The sequence below is a fragment of the Pseudomonas sp. 22490 genome (assembly GCF_052044465.1).
GTDB classification, from domain to species: Bacteria; Pseudomonadota; Gammaproteobacteria; order Pseudomonadales; family Pseudomonadaceae; genus Pseudomonas; species Pseudomonas aeruginosa.
The window spans coordinates 361,058-378,364 of the sequence record NZ_JBQENS010000002.1; the positions used below are offsets into that span (position 1 = coordinate 361,058).

Below are 17,307 nucleotides of genomic sequence, written 5' to 3' on the forward strand. Positions count from 1 at the left end.
TAACTCCTACGACAGAAAAGCGAGATCGGGGGTCAGGAAACTTATGCCCACGCTGAACAGCAGCAGGGCGAACAGTCGCTTGAGTACGCGCGGCGACAAACGATGCGCCAGGCGCGCGCCGAAGCGGGCGAACAGCATACTGGTGGCGGCGATGCCGACCAACGCCGGCAGATAGACGTAGCCCAGGCTCCACTCCGGCAACTGCGGGTTGTGCCAGCCGACCGCGATGAACGACAGAGCGCCGGAAATGGCGATAGGAAGGCCGCAGGCCGAGGAAGTCGCCACCGCCTGCTGCATCGGCACGCTGCGCCAACTGAGGAAAGGCACGGTCAGCGAACCGCCGCCGATGCCGAAGATCGCCGAGGCCCAGCCGATCACCGCGCCGGCCAGGGTCAGGCCGCCCTTGCCGGGCACCTCGCGGCTACCCTTGGGCTTGAGGTCGAGAACCATCTGCAAAGCGACCAGGATGGCGAACACCCCGATTATCTTCTGCAACAGCGGCCCCTTGATCTGCGCCGCGGTCAGCGCGCCGAGGGCACTGCCGATGAGGATGCCGAGGGTCATCCAGGCGAACACCGGCCAGCGCACCGCGCCGCGCCGATGGTGTTCGAGAATGGAATTGATCGAAGTGAAGACGATGGTCGCCAGGGAGGTGCCGACCGCCATCTGGGTCAGGACGTCGCCGCCGAAACCGTGCGCGGTGAAGCTGAAGACCAGCGCCGGGACGATGATCAGGCCGCCGCCGACGCCGAACAGTCCGGCCAGCACGCCGGCACAGGCGCCCAGCACGATATAGAGGAGAAACTCCATGCACGCCCCCGTTGGAAAGCCGGCATGGTAACGGAATTGCGCGCCGTGCGGCAGGCGTCGTGCTTGAACGGCGATGGCGGATGCCTTTAGCCTGACGGCCAGCCCATCCCAAGGATCGCGCATGTGCCTGATCGTCTTCGCCTGGCAACCGGGGCACGCCCTGCCGCTGCTGGTCGCCGCCAACCGTGACGAATTCTATGCCCGCCCGAGCCTGCCGCTGGCGGCCTGGGAGGACGCCGAGGGGGTATTCGCCGGACGCGACCTGGAGGCCGGCGGCACCTGGCTGGGGCTCGGCCCGGCCGGCCGTTTCGCCGCCCTGACCAACGTCCGCGATCCGTCGCAGGCTCTCGGCAAGCGCTCCCGTGGCGAACTGGTGGCGGACTTCCTGCGCGGCGGCGGCAACCCGGCCGACTACCTGGCGCAGGTCGCCGGGCGCGCCGCGGACTATTCCGGCTTCAACCTGCTCATTGGCGATCGCCATCAGCTCTGGCACTACAACCCCCGCGTAGGGCCACCGCGCCTGCTGCCGGCGGGGATCTACGGGCTGTCCAACGCGGCCCTCGATACGCCCTGGCCGAAGCTGCTCAAGGCTCGCGCCGCCCTCGCCGAGCGGCTTGCCGAGCCGCATCCGCAGGCCCTGCTGGAGCTGCTGGCCGACGCAGCGCCGGCCGCCGACGGCCAGTTGCCGGATACCGGCGTGGGTCTGGCCACGGAACGCCTGCTCTCCAGCGTGTTCATCGCCAGCCCGAGCTACGGCACTCGCGCCAGCAGCGTCGTACGGGTACACGCCGACGGCACGCGGGAGATGATCGAGCGCAGCTTCGGGCCGTCCGGCGCCCGGCTCGGCGAGGTCAGCCTGGTGCTGCCGCCAGGCTGACCTTCAGCAACAGGCCACGCAATCGCGACGCTGCTTGGCCCGATAGAGGGCGTCGTCCACCCGGCACAGCAGCAGGTCGAGGGTCTCGCCATCATTCAGCACGCCGACGCCAAAGCTGGCGGTCAACCGCTCGCCCATCTCGAAGGACTGCGAGCGAACCCGCTGGCGCAGGCGTTCGGCCAAGGCCGCCGCGGCCTCCAGGCCGGTTTCCGGGAGCAGCAGGATGAACTCCTCGCCACCCCAGCGCGCCAGCACGTCGACCTCGCGCAGCTCGCTGGCAACCAGGCGGCCGAAGGCGACCAGCACGCGATCACCGGTGGAGTGGCCGAACAGGTCGTTGATCCGCTTGAAGTGATCGACATCGATCATCACCAGTGCCGTGGCGCGTCCATGGCGCTGCCGGCGCATCCATTCATGGTGCAGGCACTGCTCGAACTTGCGTCGGTTGTACAGCTCGGTGAGCGGATCGATTTCGCTCAGGCGCTGGGCCTCGGCCATCTTCGAGGCCAGCGCCTGGTTGACCCGGTGCAGCGCCTCGGTGCGCTCGGCCACCAGTTCCTCGAGACGCAGGTTCCAGTCGAACAGTTCCTCGTTGCGCTGCTGCAACTCCAGCTCGACCAGCTTGCGCTGATGGATCTCGTGGTGCGCACCGATCATCCGCCGCGGCTCGCCGCGCTCGTCGAACTCGACGAAACGCCCGCGATCGCTGATCCACAGGTAATCCCCGCTGTAGGTGCGGCAGCGGTATTCCTCGCAGTATTCCGGGCTTTCGCCGTCGAGGTAGGCCTGGAAGCTGGCCATCACCCGCGGATAGTCCTCGGGATGGATGATGTTCTTCCAGGTCTCCACGCTCTCCGGCAGGCTATGCGGCGGATAGCCGAGCATCAGGTACCAGCCGGCGCTGCGGCTGACCTGGTTGGTCGCGATGTTCCAGTCCCAGATCCCGTCGCTGACGATCTCCAGGGCATATCGCAGGGTTTTCTCAAGGTCTTCGCGTGACAGCGGAAGAAGACCTGGCGGCTTCGACGCCCGTTCGTCCATTTTGCGGCAATCCCTCGCACGTTCGACTGGCCAGTGGCCTCTACCGAATGGCAGGCAGTCTATACGCTTGCGGGGAAAGCGTAAGCGCCGCACGACGAAGCGTCCGGCGCGCGGGAAATCAGGGCTGGACGGTAGCCGCCGGGTTGATCACGCGACCCAGGCCGAGGTTGCGCAACGCCAGGTGCAGCGAGCTGTGGATGACCTGCGGGTTGTCGAAGGTGAGCAACTGGCCGAGCAGGTCCCGGGCCTTGTCCAGGGTGATCTGGCGCAGCAGCCACTTCACCTTGGGCAGGTTGGTGGCGTTCATCGACAGGCTGTCGAAGCCCATCGCCATCAGCAGCACGGCAGCCGCGGGATCGCCGGCCATCTCGCCGCAGATGCTCACCGGCTTGCCTTCCAGGTGGGCATCGTCGACCACCTTCTTCAACGCATGCAGCACAGCCGGATGCAGGTAGTCGTAGAGGTCGGCGACCCGCGGATTGTTGCGGTCGACCGCCAGCAGGTACTGGGTCAGGTCGTTCGAACCGACCGAAAGGAAGTCGACCTGGCGGGCCAGCTCGCGGGTCTGGTACACGGCGGCGGGAATCTCGACCATCATGCCGATGGGCGGCATGGCGATGTCCACGCCCTCGTCGCGCACCTCGCCCCAGGCGCGGTGGATCAGGTGCAGGGCCTCTTCCAGCTCGTGGGTGCCGGAGATCATCGGCAGCAGGATGCGCAGGTTGTCCAGTCCTTCGCTGGCCTTGAGCATGGCGCGGGTCTGGACCAGGAAGATCTCCGGGTGGTCGAGGGTGACGCGGATGCCGCGCCAGCCGAGGAACGGGTTGTCTTCCTTGATCGGGAAGTAGGACAGCGCCTTGTCGCCGCCGATATCCAGGGTGCGCATGGTCACCGGCAGCGGGTGGAAGGCACTGAGCTGCTCGCGGTAGATCGCCAACTGTTCCTTCTCGCTGGGGAAGCGGTCGTTGATCATGAACGGCACTTCGGTGCGGTACAGGCCCACGCCCTCGGCGCCACGCTCCTGGGCGCGGGCGACATCGGCGAGCAGGCCGGTGTTGACCCAGAGCGGCATGCGGTGGCCGTCGAGGGTCTCGCAGGGCAGCTCGCGCAGGGCCGCCAGGCCCTTGCTCAGCTCGCGCTCCTCGGCGACCACGTCGCTGTACTGGCGCACCAGCTCGGCGGAGGGGTTGGTGTAGACCTCGCCGTGGTAGCCATCGACGATCAGGTCGATACCGTCGACCTTGGAGTACGGCAGGTCGACCGCCCCCATCACCGTGGGGATGCCCATGGCACGGGCGAGGATCGCCACGTGCGAGTTGCCCGAGCCGAGCACCGAGACCAGGCCGACCAGGCGCCCTTCCGGCACCTCGCCGAGCATCGCCGGCGACAGCTCCTCGCTGACGATGATGGTCTGTTCCGGGTAGGTCAGGTTCTGCTTGCGTTCTTCCTGGAGGTAGGCGAGCAGGCGGCGACCTATGTCCTTGACGTCGGAGGCGCGCTCGCGGAGATAGGCGTCGTCCATCAGCTCGAAGCGCTGCACGTGCTCCATCACCACCTGGCGCAGGGCGCCCTGGGCCCACTGGCCGGTACGGATGATGCGCTTGACCTCGTTGCCGATGGAGGCATCGTCGAGCATCATCAGGTAGACGTCGAACAGCGCGCGTTCTTCCTTGCGCAGCTGGCTGGCGAGCTTGCTCGACAGCGCGCGCATGTCGGCGCGAACGCCCTCCAGGGCCTGCTTGAACAGGGCGATCTCGGCGTCGATGTCGTCGACCTGCTTGTCCGGCACCACTTCCAGGTCGGCCGGCGGCAACACCACCACCGCCTTGCCCACCCCGACCCCGGGGGCGCCGGGCACGCCGACGAACTTGGCTTCCTGGATGCCCTTGCCGAGCTTGCCCAGGCCGCGGATCGAACCGGTCGCCTCGGCATGCGCGATGACCCCGGCGAGCTGGGCGCTCATGGTGACGAGGAAGGCTTCCTCGCCTTCGTCGAACTGGCGGCGCTCCTTCTGCTGCACCACCAGCACCCCCATCACCCGCCGATGGTGGATGATCGGCGCGCCAAGGAACGACGCGTAGCGCTCCTCGCCGGTCTCGGCGAAATAGCGGTAGCGCGGGTGGGCGGCGGCGTTCTCCAGGTTGAGCGGCTCCTCGCGGGTGCCGACCAGGCCGACCAGGCCTTCGCTGGGAGCCATGCTGACCTTGCCGATGGAACGCTTGTTGAGGCCTTCGGTGGCCATCAGGACGAAACGCTGGGTCTCGGTGTCGAGCAGGTACACCGAGCAGACCTGGGTACCCATGGCTTCCTTGACCCGCTGCACGATGATGCCCAGCGCCGCCTTCAGATCCTTGGCGGAGTTCACTTCCTGGACGATCTTGCGCAGCGTGTTGAGCATGCTCGGGGCCTTGTCTCCGTGTTCAGTCCCGCGCCAGAAGGCGCGGGGCCAGTTCCTTCAGGGCGCGGCGGTAGACCTCGCGCTTGAAGGTCACCACCTGTCCCAGGGGGTACCAGTAACTCACCCAGCGCCAGCCGTCGAACTCGGGCTTGCTGGTGATATCCATGCGCACGCGCGCCTCGTCGGACATCAGCCGCAGCAGGAACCATTTCTGCTTCTGGCCGATGCACAGCGGCTGGCTGTGGGTCCGCACCAGGCGCTGCGGCAAACGGTAGCGCAGCCAGCCGCGGGTACAGGCCAGGATGCGCACGTCCCCGGCCTCCAGCCCGACTTCTTCGTTCAATTCGCGATACAGCGCCTCTTCCGGCGTTTCGCGATCATTGATGCCTCCCTGCGGGAACTGCCAGGCTTCCTGATTGATACGCCGCGCCCACAGCACCTGCCCCGCCTCGTTGGCGAGAATGATGCCGACATTCGGGCGAAAACCATCGGAATCGATCACGCTGGGACATCCTCGAAATCGCATGTGCCCGCATTGTTCCATAAAGCTTGTGATAGCGGCAACGCGCGGCTTTGCGACTCGTGCGGGGAGGATACAGGGCCGGCAAAAGCCGGTAGGCTAGGGGCTTTCCCAAGGCCCGGTGGGAGCCTTCGCAAAAGGCTCTCGCGGCCCTTCCGCCACCCGCCAACCGATGGAGTCACCCCGTGCGTCTGGCCCTTTTCGATCTCGATAACACCCTGCTCGCCGGCGACAGCGACCATAGCTGGGGCGAATGGCTGTGCCAGCGCGGCCTGGTCGACGCCGCCGAATACCAGGCGCGCAACGACGCCTTCTATGCCGACTACGTCGCCGGCAGGCTCGACGTCCTTGCCTACCAGGCCTTCACCCAGGCGATCCTCGGTCGCACCGAGATGGCCCAGCTGGAAACCTGGCACCGCCAGTTCATGCAGGAAGTGATCGAGCCGATCGTGCTGGCCAAGGGCGAGGCTCTGCTCGCCGAGCACCGCGCCGCCGGCGACCGGCTGGTGATCATCACCGCCACCAACCGCTTCGTCACCGGCCCGATCGCCGAACGGCTCGGGGTGGAGACCCTGATCGCCACCGAGTGCGAGATGCGCGACGGCCGCTACACCGGGCAGACCTTCGACGTGCCCTGCTTCCAGGGCGGCAAGGTGGTGCGCCTGCAACGCTGGCTCGACGAGAACGGCCTGGACCTGGAAGGCGCCAGCTTCTACAGCGACTCGCTGAACGACCTGCCGCTGCTGGAAAAGGTCAGCCGGCCGGTGGCCGTCGACCCCGATCCGCGCCTGCGCGCCGAGGCGGAAAAACGCGGCTGGCCGATCATTTCCCTGCGTTGACCCACTGACAAGCGCGCCGTCCGACGGGCGGCGCCACGGCGGACCCAGGATGCCCCACACAGCCCCCGCTCCCGGCTCGCTGCGGCCGGTCGTGATCGTCGCCCTGGTCACCGCGCTATGCCTGGCCGGCGATTCGATGCTTTATATCGCCTTGCCGATCTACTGGCACGAGGTCGGCCTGGAGGCGCTCTGGCAGGTCGGCGTGCTGCTGTCGATCAACCGCCTGATCCGCCTGCCCTTCAATCCGCTGATCGGCCGCCTGTACAAGCACCTGGCACTGAAGACCGGCCTGCTCCTGGCGGTCGTCATCGGCGTGCTGAGCACCGCCGGCTACGGCCTGGCCAGCGGTTTCCTGGCCTGGGTGCTGCTGCGCGGACTGTGGGGGATCGGCTGGTCGTTCTTCCGCATCGGCGGACTCTCGGCGGTGGTCTACTGCGCCGCCGACCACCAGCGCGGCCGCGCCATGGGCCTGTACAACGGCCTCTACCGCCTGGGCAGCCTGGTCGGCATGCTGCTCGGCGGGCTGCTGGTGCCGGTCCTCGGCCTGCCGGCGCTGGCGCTGTCCTTCGCGTTCCTGGCACTGCTCGGCCTGCCGCTGCTGGCGAAGGGTTTCGACCTGCCGGAGAATCCCGCCGGACATGCGCGGACCTCCGCCGCAACGGCAGCCACCAGCGTCGCCAGGCGCCCGCCGCCGCGCGGCCTGGTGATCCTCAGCGGCTTCGCCACCGCGCTCCTGATCCAAGGCGTACTCGCCGCCACCCTGAGCGCGCTGATCGCCCGCAGCTTCGGCACCGAGGTCAGCCTGCTCGGCCTGGCGCTCAGCGCCGCCGGCCTCTCCGGGATCATCCAGGCCCTGCGCTGGTCCTGGGAGCCCTGGCTGGCCGGGCGCTTCGGTGCCTGGTCGGATGGCCCGCGCGGGCGTCGGCGCTTCTACGTGGCTGCGCTACTGGTCGGCGCAATGGGCTTCGGCCTGCTTTCCAGCAGGCTGCCCATTCTCGCCTGGCTGGCCATCGCCCTGCTGGTGATGCTGGTCGCCACCGCCCTCACCACCCTGACCGACGCCCTCGCCGCCGACGTCGCCCGCGCCGGCGACGTGGTCGGCTTCATGACCCGCTATTCCATCGTCCAGGACCTCGGCGCCGCGCTGGGCCCGGCCCTGGCCTTCCTCCTGCTGGAGCGGCCCGGCGGCTTCGCCTGGTTGTACTGGGGCGGCTCCCTGGCGTTCCTGGTCCTGGCGTTGCTCTGGTTGCGCCGAGGGGACTCTCAGACCGGCTTGTTGACCATCAGGTAGAAGATGACCATGAAGGCGATGAAGGCCGGCCAGCCGAGGATGAACCAGGCGTTCATGTAGCGGTACGCCAGCGGTTCGATGGGCCGCGCCTCGCGCAAGGCCGCCTCGGCCATGTCGCGTACGCGGATCTGCAACCACACCACCGGTAGCCAGCAGAGCCCGGCGAACACGTAGAGGCCCAGGCTCCACAGCAACCAGCCCTGGGCCAGCGACCAGCCGGCGACATGCACCATGGCCAGGCCGCTGAGCGGCTGGAACACCGCGGTGGTGGCGATGAACAGCCAGTCGGCGGCGACCAGGTGGCGGAAGGTCACCGCGATCACCGGCAACTGCCCGCTGCGCCAGGCGCGCAGGGCGTAGTAGGCCGACCCCAGGCCGGTGCCGAAGAGAATGGTCGAGGAAAGGATATGCAGGGTTTTCAGCAGCAGGTAAAGGTTCATCCACGGGCCTCCCTGGCTCGAGGTTCGTCGCCCAGCAGCCAGAGCGTGGCCACCATCAGCACGATGTTCTTGCCGACCGCCATGTAGGGGTCGTACCAGTAGTGCGGCAGGATCAGGCTGATCACCAGGCTGTAGCCAAGCATCAGCCAGAACTGCGCCAGCAGCGCGCGCCGGCGCCAGCGGCGGAGCAGCAGGCCGACGCCGAGCGCGCCGTCGAGCAGGGCCCCGGCGATCACCGCCAGGCTCGCCGGCCAGCCGTGGATGCCGGCCTCGCCGAGGATCCGCAGGCCCCAACCGTAACCCGGCCCCAGGCAGGCGACCAGGGTACCCAGCCAGATCAGCACCAGGGCCGCCAGCATCAGCGGCCGCATCAGCGCCGCCAGGCTGCGTGCCGCCTGCGGCCAGCCGAGCAGGCGACTGGCCAGCGGCGCGCAACGATAGCCGCAGGCCGCATCGAGGAGTGCCGGGTCGGCCAGGTTGTCGTGGCGCACCAGCTTCAGCATCGATGGACTCAGTGTCCGCCAGCCAGCACGCCGGCCAAGCCCGCCCAACGCATCGAGAAGCGCCGCGGGCGGCACCACATAGCGGCCGCGCGGCCAACCCTGGGCGCGGCGCAGCTCGTCCAGCAGCTCGCCCTGGGTCAGCGCCTGCGGACCCACCAGCGGAATCACCTGCGCCCGCTCCGGCCAGCGGCGCAGCAAGGCCAGCACCGCGCCGACCAGGTCCTCGACATGCAGCGGTTGCAGGCGCGCGCGATTGTCCAGCAAGGGAATCAGCGGTAGCGGCGACAGGCGTTCCAGCCAGGCGCTGCTGGCGCCGCCCGGCCCCAGCAGCAGGGACGGGCGCAGCACCAGCGCCGGGATGCCCAGTTCCAGCAGGTGGCGGTCGGCCGCCGCCTTGCTGGCGAGGAAGGCCACGTCCGGGTGCGCACCGGCGCCCAGCGCGGAAATCTGCAGGACCTTCGCCCCATGGGCTGCAGCGAGGTCGAAGAGTGTTCGCGCGCCGCTGTCCTGGACGCGAGCCATGCTCGCCTCGTCGAGGCTCATGGTGCCGGCGGCATTGATCAGCAGGTCGACCCCGGCGGGCCAGGCGAAGCTGTCCGGCCTTTCCGCAAGCCGCTCCAGGTCGAGCGCCAGCCAGCGTACGCCGGCAGGCGCATCGACCGGCGGGCGGCGCGCGGTGAGGAGCAGTTCGTGTCCGGCGGCGAGCAGCGCCGGGAGCAGGTGCCGCCCGACGAAACCTCCCGCGCCTACCAGCAGAATACGCATGCGTTCCTACAGAACCGGCGAAGGCCGGTGAAGTCCATTTCGTTGGCGTTTCAGAGCGGCTTGCTGACCATCAGTACCGCCACCGCGATGAAGCTGGCCGCACCGAGCAGGGCCATGACCAGGCCCACCTTGATCTCGCGCAGGGTCTGCTCGCCCAGCGCGGCCCCCGCCGTCTCGGCGGCGCCGGCCTGGTGCTGGACCCGCGCCAGGCGGCCGGCGAGGAGCAGCCAGAAGATGCAGCCGAGCAGATAGAGGCAGGCGCCGAACAGCAGCCAGCTCTGGCCCAACGGCCAGCCGGCCAGGTGCACCAGCCACCAGCCGCTGACCGGCAGGGCCAGCAGGCTGAGCCCCAGCAGCGGCCAGCCGATCAGGCGGACCCGCTTGAAACCGCGCGCGACCCGAGCCGCGTCGCCCGTCCGCCAGTTGCGCCAGGCGTAGAACGCCAGGCCGAGCAGGCCGCCGAACAGCAGCACGGTGGCGACTCCGTGGAGAATCTTGATCTGGAGAAAATGTTCCATCAGCGCATCCTTGTCCGTGTTCCCGGCCCGTTTGAGGGGCCGGGGGCGGGCTCAGTTCCCGAGGAAGGAGATCACCTGCCCGTGAAGCTTAGCAGCCCGTGTCGGCGAGCCGCCGCGGGTCAGCCGAGGAACAGCTGGTAGGCCGGGTTGGCGGTCTCGTCCCAGTACGGATAGCCGATCGCCTCCAGGGTCTGCGGGATCAGGTGGCGCTCGTCTTCCGGCACCTGCAACCCGGCCACCACCCGGCCGTCGGCCGCGCCATGGTTGCGGTAGTGGAACATCGAGATGTTCCAGCGCCCGCCGAGCTTGGTGAGGAAGTTGAACAGCGCGCCGGGCCGCTCGGGGAATTCGAAGCGGAACACCATCTCGTCGCTGACTTTCACCGCATGGCCGCCAACCATGTGGCGGATGTGCAGCTTGGCCAGTTCGTTGTCGGTCAGGTCGAGGACCGGGAAGCCCTTCTCGCGCAGATAGGCCACCAGCGCCTCGCGCGGGTCGTTCTCCGGGTGGGTCTGCACGCCGACGAAGATGTGCGCCTCGCTGCCGCTGTGGTAGCGATAGTTGAACTCGGTGATCTGGCGCTTGCCGACCGCCTCGCAGAAGGCCTTGAAGCTGCCCGGCCGCTCGGGAATGGTCACCGCGATGATCGCTTCGCGGCGCTCGCCCAGTTCGGCGCGTTCGGCGACATGCCGCAGGCGATCGAAGTTGACGTTGGCGCCGGAGTCGATCGCCACCAGGGTCTGCCCCTCGGCGCGCTCGCGCTCGACGTACTTCTTGATCCCGGCCACCGCCAGCGCGCCGGCCGGCTCGGTGATCGAGCGGGTGTCGTCGTAGATGTCCTTGATCGCCGCACAGATCTCGTCGGTGCTGACGGTGATCACTTCGTCGACGTGGTCCTTGCAGATGTCGAAGGTGTGCTGGCCGATCTGCGCCACCGCCACGCCGTCGGCGAACAGCCCGACCTGGCCCAGCACCACCCGCTCGCCGGCGGCCATGGCCGCCTGCAGGCAGTTCGACTCGTCCGGCTCGACGCCGATCACCTTGATCTCCGGACGCAGGTACTTGACGTAGGCGGCGATGCCGGCGACCAGTCCGCCACCGCCCACCGGGACGAAGATCGCATCGAGGCGGCCGGGCTGCTGGCGGAGAATCTCCATGGCCACGGTGCCCTGGCCGGCGATGGTGTCCGGATCGTCGTAGGGATGGACGAAGGTGTAGCCCTTCTCGTCGACCAGCTTCAGCGCGTGGGCCAGCGCCTCGGGGAAGGCGTCGCCGTGCAGCACCGCCTTGGCGCCGTGGGCGCGCACCGCCTGGACCTTGATCTCGGGGGTGGTCTTGGGCATCACGATGACCGCCCTGATCCCCTGCCGCTTGGCCGCCAGGGCCAGGCCCTGGGCGTGATTGCCGGCCGAGGCGGCGATCACCCCGCGGGCCTTCTCCTCCTCGGTGAGCTGCGCGACCTTGTTGTAGGCGCCGCGGATCTTGAAGGAAAACACCGGCTGCAGGTCCTCGCGCTTGAGCAGGACCTGGTTGCCGAGGCGTTCGGACAACTGGCGGGCGGGTTGCAGGGGCGTTTCCACCGCGACGTCGTAGACGCGCGAGGTGAGGATCTTCTTGGCGTATTGTTCGAGCATCGGAGGCGGTTCGGCGGACTTCACGGAAACCCGGAGTCTACTCCAGGCCCGCCGGGCGGACTACCGGCGCGCCGCAGGAAAACACCGCGACTGCCGGTCATCCGGGGCAAGACCGGAGGACGCCAGGCCGCTATAATTCGTCCCTTCGTATCGCAGCGGCACAGGACGTGCCGGAAACCCGCCGGGCCGCCCCGGCCGCGCGCACCCTCCGCCTGCGCCGCCGGGACGGCCGGCCAGGCAACCAGACAGGCACCCGGGATGAACCAGGATCAGCTCAAGCAGGCAGTGGCACAGGCCGCCGTCGACCACATTCTTCCGCACCTCGACAGCAAGAGCATCGTCGGCGTCGGCACAGGCTCCACCGCCAACTTCTTCATCGATGCCCTGGCCCGCCACAAGGCCGAGTTCGACGGCGCAGTAGCCAGTTCGGAGGCCACCGCCAAGCGCCTGAAGGAGCATGGCATCCCGGTCTACGAGCTGAACACGGTCAGCGAGCTGGAGTTCTACGTCGACGGCGCCGACGAAAGCAACGAGCGCCTGGAGCTGATCAAGGGCGGCGGTGCCGCGCTGACCCGCGAGAAGATCGTCGCCGCGGTGGCCAAGACCTTCATCTGCATCGCCGATGCCAGCAAGCTGGTGCCCATCCTCGGCCAGTTCCCGCTGCCGGTGGAGGTCATCCCGATGGCTCGCAGCCACGTCGCCCGCCAACTGGTGAAGCTCGGCGGCGATCCGGTCTACCGCGAAGGCGTGCTGACCGACAACGGCAATATCATCCTCGACGTGCACAACCTGCGCATCGACAGCCCGGTGGAACTGGAAGAGAAGATCAACGCCATCGTCGGCGTGGTCACCAACGGCTTGTTCGCCGCCCGCCCGGCCGACTTGCTGCTGCTCGGCACCGCCGACGGCGTCAAGACCCTCAAGGCCTGAGCCCGCTCGCCCCAGGCCGATGACCGGAGCGGGGCGACACTGCAACAAAAGCGGCTACGCTGTGTCTCAGCAGACGGCTGGTCCGTTGCGATCCGCCTCACCCTGTGAACAAGGAGCTAGACATGGCAGCCAAATTCCATCTGAAGAAAGCGAAAGACGGCCAGTTCCACTTCAACCTGCATGCCGCCAACGGCGAGATCATTCTCACCAGCGAACTGTACAAGGCCAAGGACTCGGCGCTCGGCGGCATCGAGTCGGTGCGCAAGAACTCCCAGCGCGACGGTGCCTTCGAGGTCAAGCCGGCCAGCAACGGCAAGTTCCACTTCGTACTCAAGGCCACCAATGGCCAGGTCGTCGGCCAGAGCCAGCTCTATGCCAGCCAGGCCAACGCCGAAGCCGGCGTGCAGTCGGTGAAGCGCGCAGCGCCGGAAGCCGGTCTCAGCGACGAAAGCTGACCCAGCCCTGGCCGCCGTCGACACCGGCGGCGGCTGCGGGCCTCAGGACAGCCATTCGATGGCGAACGGCTTGTGCCGGATGCGCAAGCGCCGCGCCTCCTGGCACGCCTGCGGCGGCCGACGCTCCAGCGCCTCGACGCAGGCCTGCGGATCGTCCAGCGGCAATTCGCCAAGCACGTCCAGCGGCAACTCCCACCAGCGACTCGCCAGCAGTCGCTCGATCAGCTCCGGCGCGAAGCGATAGCGGAGCACCCGCGCCGGCGAGCCCGCCACCACCGCGTAGGGCGGCACGTCGCGATTGACCAGCGATTGCGCGCCGATCACCGCGCCGGTGCCGATCTCCACCCCATCGAGGATCAGCGCGTCACGCCCGATCCATACATCGTGGCCGATCCGCGCCGGGGTCGCTTCGCGCTCGGGCTGCAACGGCTTGCGCAACAGCTTCGGATTGGCGGTGAAGGCGTGGGTGCTCAGCCAGTGCATTGGATGCGAGCGGCGCGGCTGACCGATCACCACCCCGGTGGCGATCGAGCAGAAGCGGCCGATGCTGGCCACCTCCAAGAACTCGCAGCCGCTGACCACGTCGGTATAGGCGCCGACCTCCAGTGCCGGCGAATGGATCTTCGCCTTGCCCAGCTTCACGTTCGGCTCCAGCGTCACCTGCGTGCCGTCGCGCAGCGTCTCGACCCCGCTGGCCATGCGGCAACCGTGACGTGCCAGGGCCTTCTTCAGGCGACGGTTGAGCAGGGCTTCGCGGAAAATGTTCATGCGACGGGTATCCAGGAGATCGGCAGGGCGAGCACTGTAAATCGACCGCTCGCGGTTACCAAGCCCCGAAACGGGAAGTCACGCCCCAGTACCGGCCATCGCCGGTAACACTACGTCCAGCACGAAGCTTCCCGCCCATCGCCAGGAGCGACGCTTCTTACAACCTGGCGACACCGCAGGTCGACCAGGCGTCACTTCGTGCCACCGGGACATGAAACGGTCCGCATCCTGCTTTCCGCGGCGCGAGCATCATTCGATGCACCATCGTACCGACACAGAGGAAAGTGCCGTGTTCAAACCATTAGCTGTCGCTGTAGGCCTGGGATGTGCCGCGCTGTCGTTGGGCGCCAACGCCTACCAATACGGGGAATACGCCGGGGAGACCCTGGAGCGCCTGATCACCGACTACCCGGGCCGCTATCGCGGCACCGCCAGCTTCGCCGGCGCCAGCGAACTGATGCAGTCGCGCCTGGGCTTCGGCTACCAGACCAGTCGCCAGGACTTCACCTGGGCCGGCAACCGCAGTTCGCAGAACGTCATCGCCTCGGCGCCCGGTAGCAGCGGGAAGTTCCTGGTACTCGGCGCGCACTACGACACCTACTACGGTCGCCCGACCCTGCAGGGCCTGGACGATAACGCCTCGGGCGCGGCGGTGCTCACCGAGATCGCCCGCAACCTCGGCGGCATCGCCCTGGAGAACGGCCTCGAGGTGGTCGGTTTCGGCGCCGAGGAGGAAGGCCTGCGCGGTTCGCGTGCCTACGTCGAGTCCCTCGACGCCAGCCAGCGCGCCAACCTGCTGGGAATGATCAACCTCGACAGCCTGGTCACCGGCGACAAGATGTACGCCCATGCCGGCTCCAACAGCGTGTCCAGCCCGGCCCTCGGCGCCTACCGCGAACAGATCCTGCGCATCGCCCGCGAGCTGGACATCCCGTTGTTCACCAACCCCGGCCTGAACGCCGAATACCCGGCGGGTACCGGCTGCTGCAGCGACGGCGAAAGCTTCAACGGGATGGACATCCCGGTGTTGTTCATCGAGGCGACCAACTGGGAACTGGGCGACCTGGACGGCTACGAGCAGACCGACAACCCGGCGATTCCCGGCGGCTCAACCTGGCACGACCCGGCCGAGGACAACAAGGAAGTACTGACCAACGCCCTCGGCCAGGAGCGCATCGAGCAACGCATGCGCGACTTTTCCCGCCTGCTGACGCGCCTGGTGCTGGAGCTGACCAACGCCGACCTGCTGGCCTCCACCGCCTCCGGCGGCGCCCTGGCGCGGCAGATGGAAGACCAGTTGCAGCGCCAGCACCAGGCACTGACCCGCCTGCACGACCGCCGCTGGCTGACCCTGCTCGGCAGCAACCGGCCGGTAGGCAGCTTCGACGGCGAGGTGGGCGCGGAGGGCGAGGTCTCGCCGGACAGCGGTTTCGACATGCCTGGCGATCCGGAGTCCAGGCGCGCCGGCGTGCATCTGCTCGGCGACTACCGCTACAGCGAGGCCCTGACCCTTGGTGGCAGCCTGGCCTTCCAGCGCAGCCGCGACAAGCTGGACCATGGTGGGCGCATCGAGGGCGACACCTGGCAGCTCGGCCTGTTCGGCCTGTACAACGACGGCGGTCCGGAATGGCTGGCCGGCGAGCTGAACCTCGGGCATACCCGCTACGACAGCAAGCGTTCGGTCTACCTCCAGGCCGCCGGCGGGCCGGTGCTGCTCGACCAGCGTCTGTCGGGCGACACCTCGGCCTGGTCCTGGGGCGCCCGGCTGGAAGGCGGCTATGACTTCAGCTTCGGCGAACTGCGGAGCGGGCCGCTGGCCGGCCTCGACTACATGCACTACCGCATCGACGACTTCCGCGAGGACGAGGCCCTGCGTACCGCACTCGGCTACGAGAAGCAGGACTACGACTCGCTGGAGGCAAGTCTCGGCTGGCGCCTGCGCGGCGAGCTGGCGCTGGGCGCGAGAATGCGCCTGCAACCCTACGCCAGCCTGCGCTGGGTCCGCGAGCTGGCGGACGGACGCCTGGACGACATGGACCTGACCAGCCGCGGCGACGGGCGTGTCCGGGTCGCCGACATGGGCGGCGTGGACAAGGATTTTGGCCGCGCCCAGCTTGGCGCGCAACTGGCGATCACCGAGCAGCTCGGGGTCTTCGCCGAAGCCAACAGCCGCTTCGCCCACAGCGAAGGCAACCAGGCGGGCTATTCGCTCGGGGTGAACTGGCAGTTCTGAGCGGGCCAGGGGACGCTCCTGCCGTCCCCGTAGGCCGCGTCAGGGCTGCGCCGGCTCGTCCTTGCTGAAGACGTAGAACAGGTTCGGCTCGCTGACCAGGTAGAGCACGCCACGGTCGTCCATCGCCACGCCCTCGGCCTGCGGCACGCTGCGCTTCAGGCCGTGCATGCCGCGCAGCAGCGACAGGGTGCTGACCGGCTCGCCGTCGGTGTCCAGCTCGACTACCAGACGCGACTCGTCGGACAACGCCAGCAGGTGCCCGGTGCCCTCGTCGAACTGCAGGCTGGACAGGTCGCGGACGAACAGGCGCTTGTCGCGCCCGGGGTCGTCCACCACGTGCACGGCGAACGGTTTGTCCGCCTGGGTGTGGGGGAAACCGTGGATCTCGTAGATGCGCACCGGGTCACGCTCCTTGGCGACGAACAGGCGCTTGCCCTCGGCGTCGTAAGCTAGCCCTTCGAAACCCTTGTTGCCGTTGAGGCCGATACCCAGCGAAAGCTGCTGGGCATCGGCAGCGTCGATGAAGCGCGTGTCGTCCTCCAGGCGCACCTTGACCAGGCGTTGCTGGCGCTCGTCGGTGATCACGTAGACGCCGCGGCTGATGTACTCGATGGCCTCGGCGTCGCCGAAGCCGGTCAGCGGGATGGTCCGCAGTACCTTGCCCTGCAAGGACAGCTCGATGATCTGCGCCGGCTGGTTGGTCACGGTGAACAGGGTGCGCCGGTCGGGATCGAAGGTCAGCGCGGAAACGTCGTCGTTCAACCCCTCGATGGGCTGCGCCTCGATCCGCACGCGGTAGTCCGGCAGCCATATCGAGCGCTCTTTCCAGGCATCGGCGTGACGCCACTCCTGGACGGCGAACCAGGCCCGGTCGAAGACCCGGAAGCTCTGGCCGAGAAGGACCAGCGCGGCCAGCGCGACCAGCAGGACGGCCAGCAGCAGACGGCGAGGCGTGAAAGCTCGGGACATGGAAAACGGCTCGGGAGTTTGGGCGTGGATAGTCATAGCATAGAGCCTGTACGCTGTATGGAAACGGGCTGCGCCCGACCTTTCCTACGCAAGCTACGGCTCCAGGCTGAAGCCAAGCTTAAAGTCAGCCAGCCGCCCGGGCGACTCGGACAGGTCCGAGTTTCCTGTCCGAAGAGACGACAAGAGAGCATCCGCAGTCTTCTTCCAGCGCCACCAGATTGGCCTGTTCGATCCCTTATTGGCCGCATCTATCGTTCTGCGCCCGCGGCGCCCCGGTCATTATCGAACCGCAGCAGGTGAAGCGGGCCCCAGAAAC

Annotated in this window: 16 protein-coding genes; 6 read left to right on the forward strand and 10 right to left on the reverse strand. The window is 68.0% G+C overall.

Annotated features, from left to right (window positions below):
* Window positions 1-6 precede the first annotated feature (6 nt).
* Window positions 7-810 (reverse strand): sulfite exporter TauE/SafE family protein, encoded by an 804-nt coding sequence (locus tag ACTJJX_RS03845; protein ID WP_003110587.1) that lies wholly within the window; start codon window positions 808-810, stop codon window positions 7-9.
* A gap of 121 nt (window positions 811-931) precedes the next feature.
* Here ACTJJX_RS03845 and ACTJJX_RS03850 point away from each other — a divergent pair, with 121 nt between their 5' ends.
* Window positions 932-1,687, forward strand: coding sequence for an NRDE family protein (locus ACTJJX_RS03850; protein ID WP_003112962.1), 756 nt, complete (start codon window positions 932-934; stop codon window positions 1,685-1,687).
* A gap of 3 nt (window positions 1,688-1,690) precedes the next feature.
* Here the strand turns inward: ACTJJX_RS03850 and ACTJJX_RS03855 are convergent, their stop codons facing one another.
* The 3 genes from ACTJJX_RS03855 to ACTJJX_RS03865 form a co-directional block, all read right to left on the reverse strand.
* Complete coding sequence (locus ACTJJX_RS03855) at window positions 1,691-2,728, reverse strand: sensor domain-containing diguanylate cyclase (RefSeq protein WP_003459222.1); 1,038 nt, start codon at window positions 2,726-2,728, stop codon at window positions 1,691-1,693.
* Window positions 2,729-2,846: 118 nt separating this feature from the next.
* The gene (gene ptsP, locus ACTJJX_RS03860) at window positions 2,847-5,126 is read right to left on the reverse strand and encodes a phosphoenolpyruvate--protein phosphotransferase (protein ID WP_003084404.1); all 2,280 of its coding nucleotides are present in this window, start codon (window positions 5,124-5,126) and stop codon (window positions 2,847-2,849) included.
* Between the two features lie 22 nt (window positions 5,127-5,148).
* Window positions 5,149-5,628, reverse strand: a complete 480-nt coding sequence (locus tag ACTJJX_RS03865; RefSeq protein WP_003084400.1) for an RNA pyrophosphohydrolase — start codon at window positions 5,626-5,628, stop codon at window positions 5,149-5,151.
* Window positions 5,629-5,831: 203 nt separating this feature from the next.
* Here ACTJJX_RS03865 and ACTJJX_RS03870 point away from each other — a divergent pair, with 203 nt between their 5' ends.
* Entirely contained in the window at window positions 5,832-6,485 is a 654-nt protein-coding gene (locus ACTJJX_RS03870) for an HAD family hydrolase (protein WP_016852360.1), read from the forward strand.
* 49 nt (window positions 6,486-6,534) lie between these two features.
* Window positions 6,535-7,776, forward strand: coding sequence for an MFS transporter (locus ACTJJX_RS03875; RefSeq protein WP_003158450.1), 1,242 nt, complete (start codon window positions 6,535-6,537; stop codon window positions 7,774-7,776).
* Here the strand turns inward: ACTJJX_RS03875 and ACTJJX_RS03880 are convergent.
* The 4 genes from ACTJJX_RS03880 to ilvA all read right to left on the reverse strand — a co-directional run bounded on the left by ACTJJX_RS03880 (window position 7,749) and on the right by ilvA (window position 11,660).
* Window positions 7,749-8,216 carry a DUF2269 family protein gene (locus tag ACTJJX_RS03880; protein WP_003158448.1) on the reverse strand — a complete coding sequence of 156 codons (468 nt, stop codon included), beginning with the start codon at window positions 8,214-8,216 and terminating at the stop codon, window positions 7,749-7,751. The genes ACTJJX_RS03875 and ACTJJX_RS03880 overlap by 28 nt on opposite strands.
* A complete protein-coding gene (locus tag ACTJJX_RS03885) occupies window positions 8,213-9,484 on the reverse strand; it encodes an SDR family oxidoreductase (protein ID WP_016852359.1) in 1,272 nt (423 codons plus the stop codon). The genes ACTJJX_RS03880 and ACTJJX_RS03885 overlap by 4 nt, the downstream gene beginning before the upstream one ends.
* Window positions 9,485-9,534: 50 nt before the next feature.
* Window positions 9,535-10,002 carry a DUF2269 domain-containing protein gene (locus tag ACTJJX_RS03890; RefSeq protein WP_016852358.1) on the reverse strand — a complete coding sequence of 156 codons (468 nt, stop codon included), beginning with the start codon at window positions 10,000-10,002 and terminating at the stop codon, window positions 9,535-9,537.
* 119 nt (window positions 10,003-10,121) lie between these two features.
* The gene (ilvA, locus tag ACTJJX_RS03895) at window positions 10,122-11,660 is read right to left on the reverse strand and encodes a threonine ammonia-lyase, biosynthetic (protein ID WP_016852357.1); all 1,539 of its coding nucleotides are present in this window, start codon (window positions 11,658-11,660) and stop codon (window positions 10,122-10,124) included.
* 234 nt (window positions 11,661-11,894) lie between these two features.
* Here ilvA and rpiA point away from each other — a divergent pair, with 234 nt between their 5' ends.
* A complete protein-coding gene (rpiA, locus tag ACTJJX_RS03900; protein WP_003084386.1) occupies window positions 11,895-12,566 on the forward strand; it encodes a ribose-5-phosphate isomerase RpiA in 672 nt (223 codons plus the stop codon).
* A gap of 122 nt (window positions 12,567-12,688) precedes the next feature.
* Window positions 12,689-13,021, forward strand: coding sequence for a YegP family protein (locus tag ACTJJX_RS03905; protein ID WP_003117874.1), 333 nt, complete (start codon window positions 12,689-12,691; stop codon window positions 13,019-13,021).
* A 42-nt stretch (window positions 13,022-13,063) separates the two neighbouring features.
* Here the strand turns inward: ACTJJX_RS03905 and ACTJJX_RS03910 are convergent, their stop codons facing one another.
* Window positions 13,064-13,789, reverse strand: a complete 726-nt coding sequence (locus tag ACTJJX_RS03910; RefSeq protein ID WP_003117873.1) for a CatB-related O-acetyltransferase — start codon at window positions 13,787-13,789, stop codon at window positions 13,064-13,066.
* 289 nt (window positions 13,790-14,078) lie between these two features.
* Between ACTJJX_RS03910 and ACTJJX_RS03915 the strand changes: the two genes are divergently transcribed.
* On the forward strand, window positions 14,079-16,022 hold the full coding sequence (locus ACTJJX_RS03915; protein ID WP_003162086.1) for an autotransporter outer membrane beta-barrel domain-containing protein: 1,944 nt from the start codon (window positions 14,079-14,081) through the stop codon (window positions 16,020-16,022).
* A gap of 39 nt (window positions 16,023-16,061) precedes the next feature.
* Here the strand turns inward: ACTJJX_RS03915 and ACTJJX_RS03920 are convergent, their stop codons facing one another.
* Window positions 16,062-17,027, reverse strand: coding sequence for an SdiA-regulated domain-containing protein (locus ACTJJX_RS03920; protein ID WP_014602377.1), 966 nt, complete (start codon window positions 17,025-17,027; stop codon window positions 16,062-16,064).
* Window positions 17,028-17,307 lie beyond the last annotated feature (280 nt).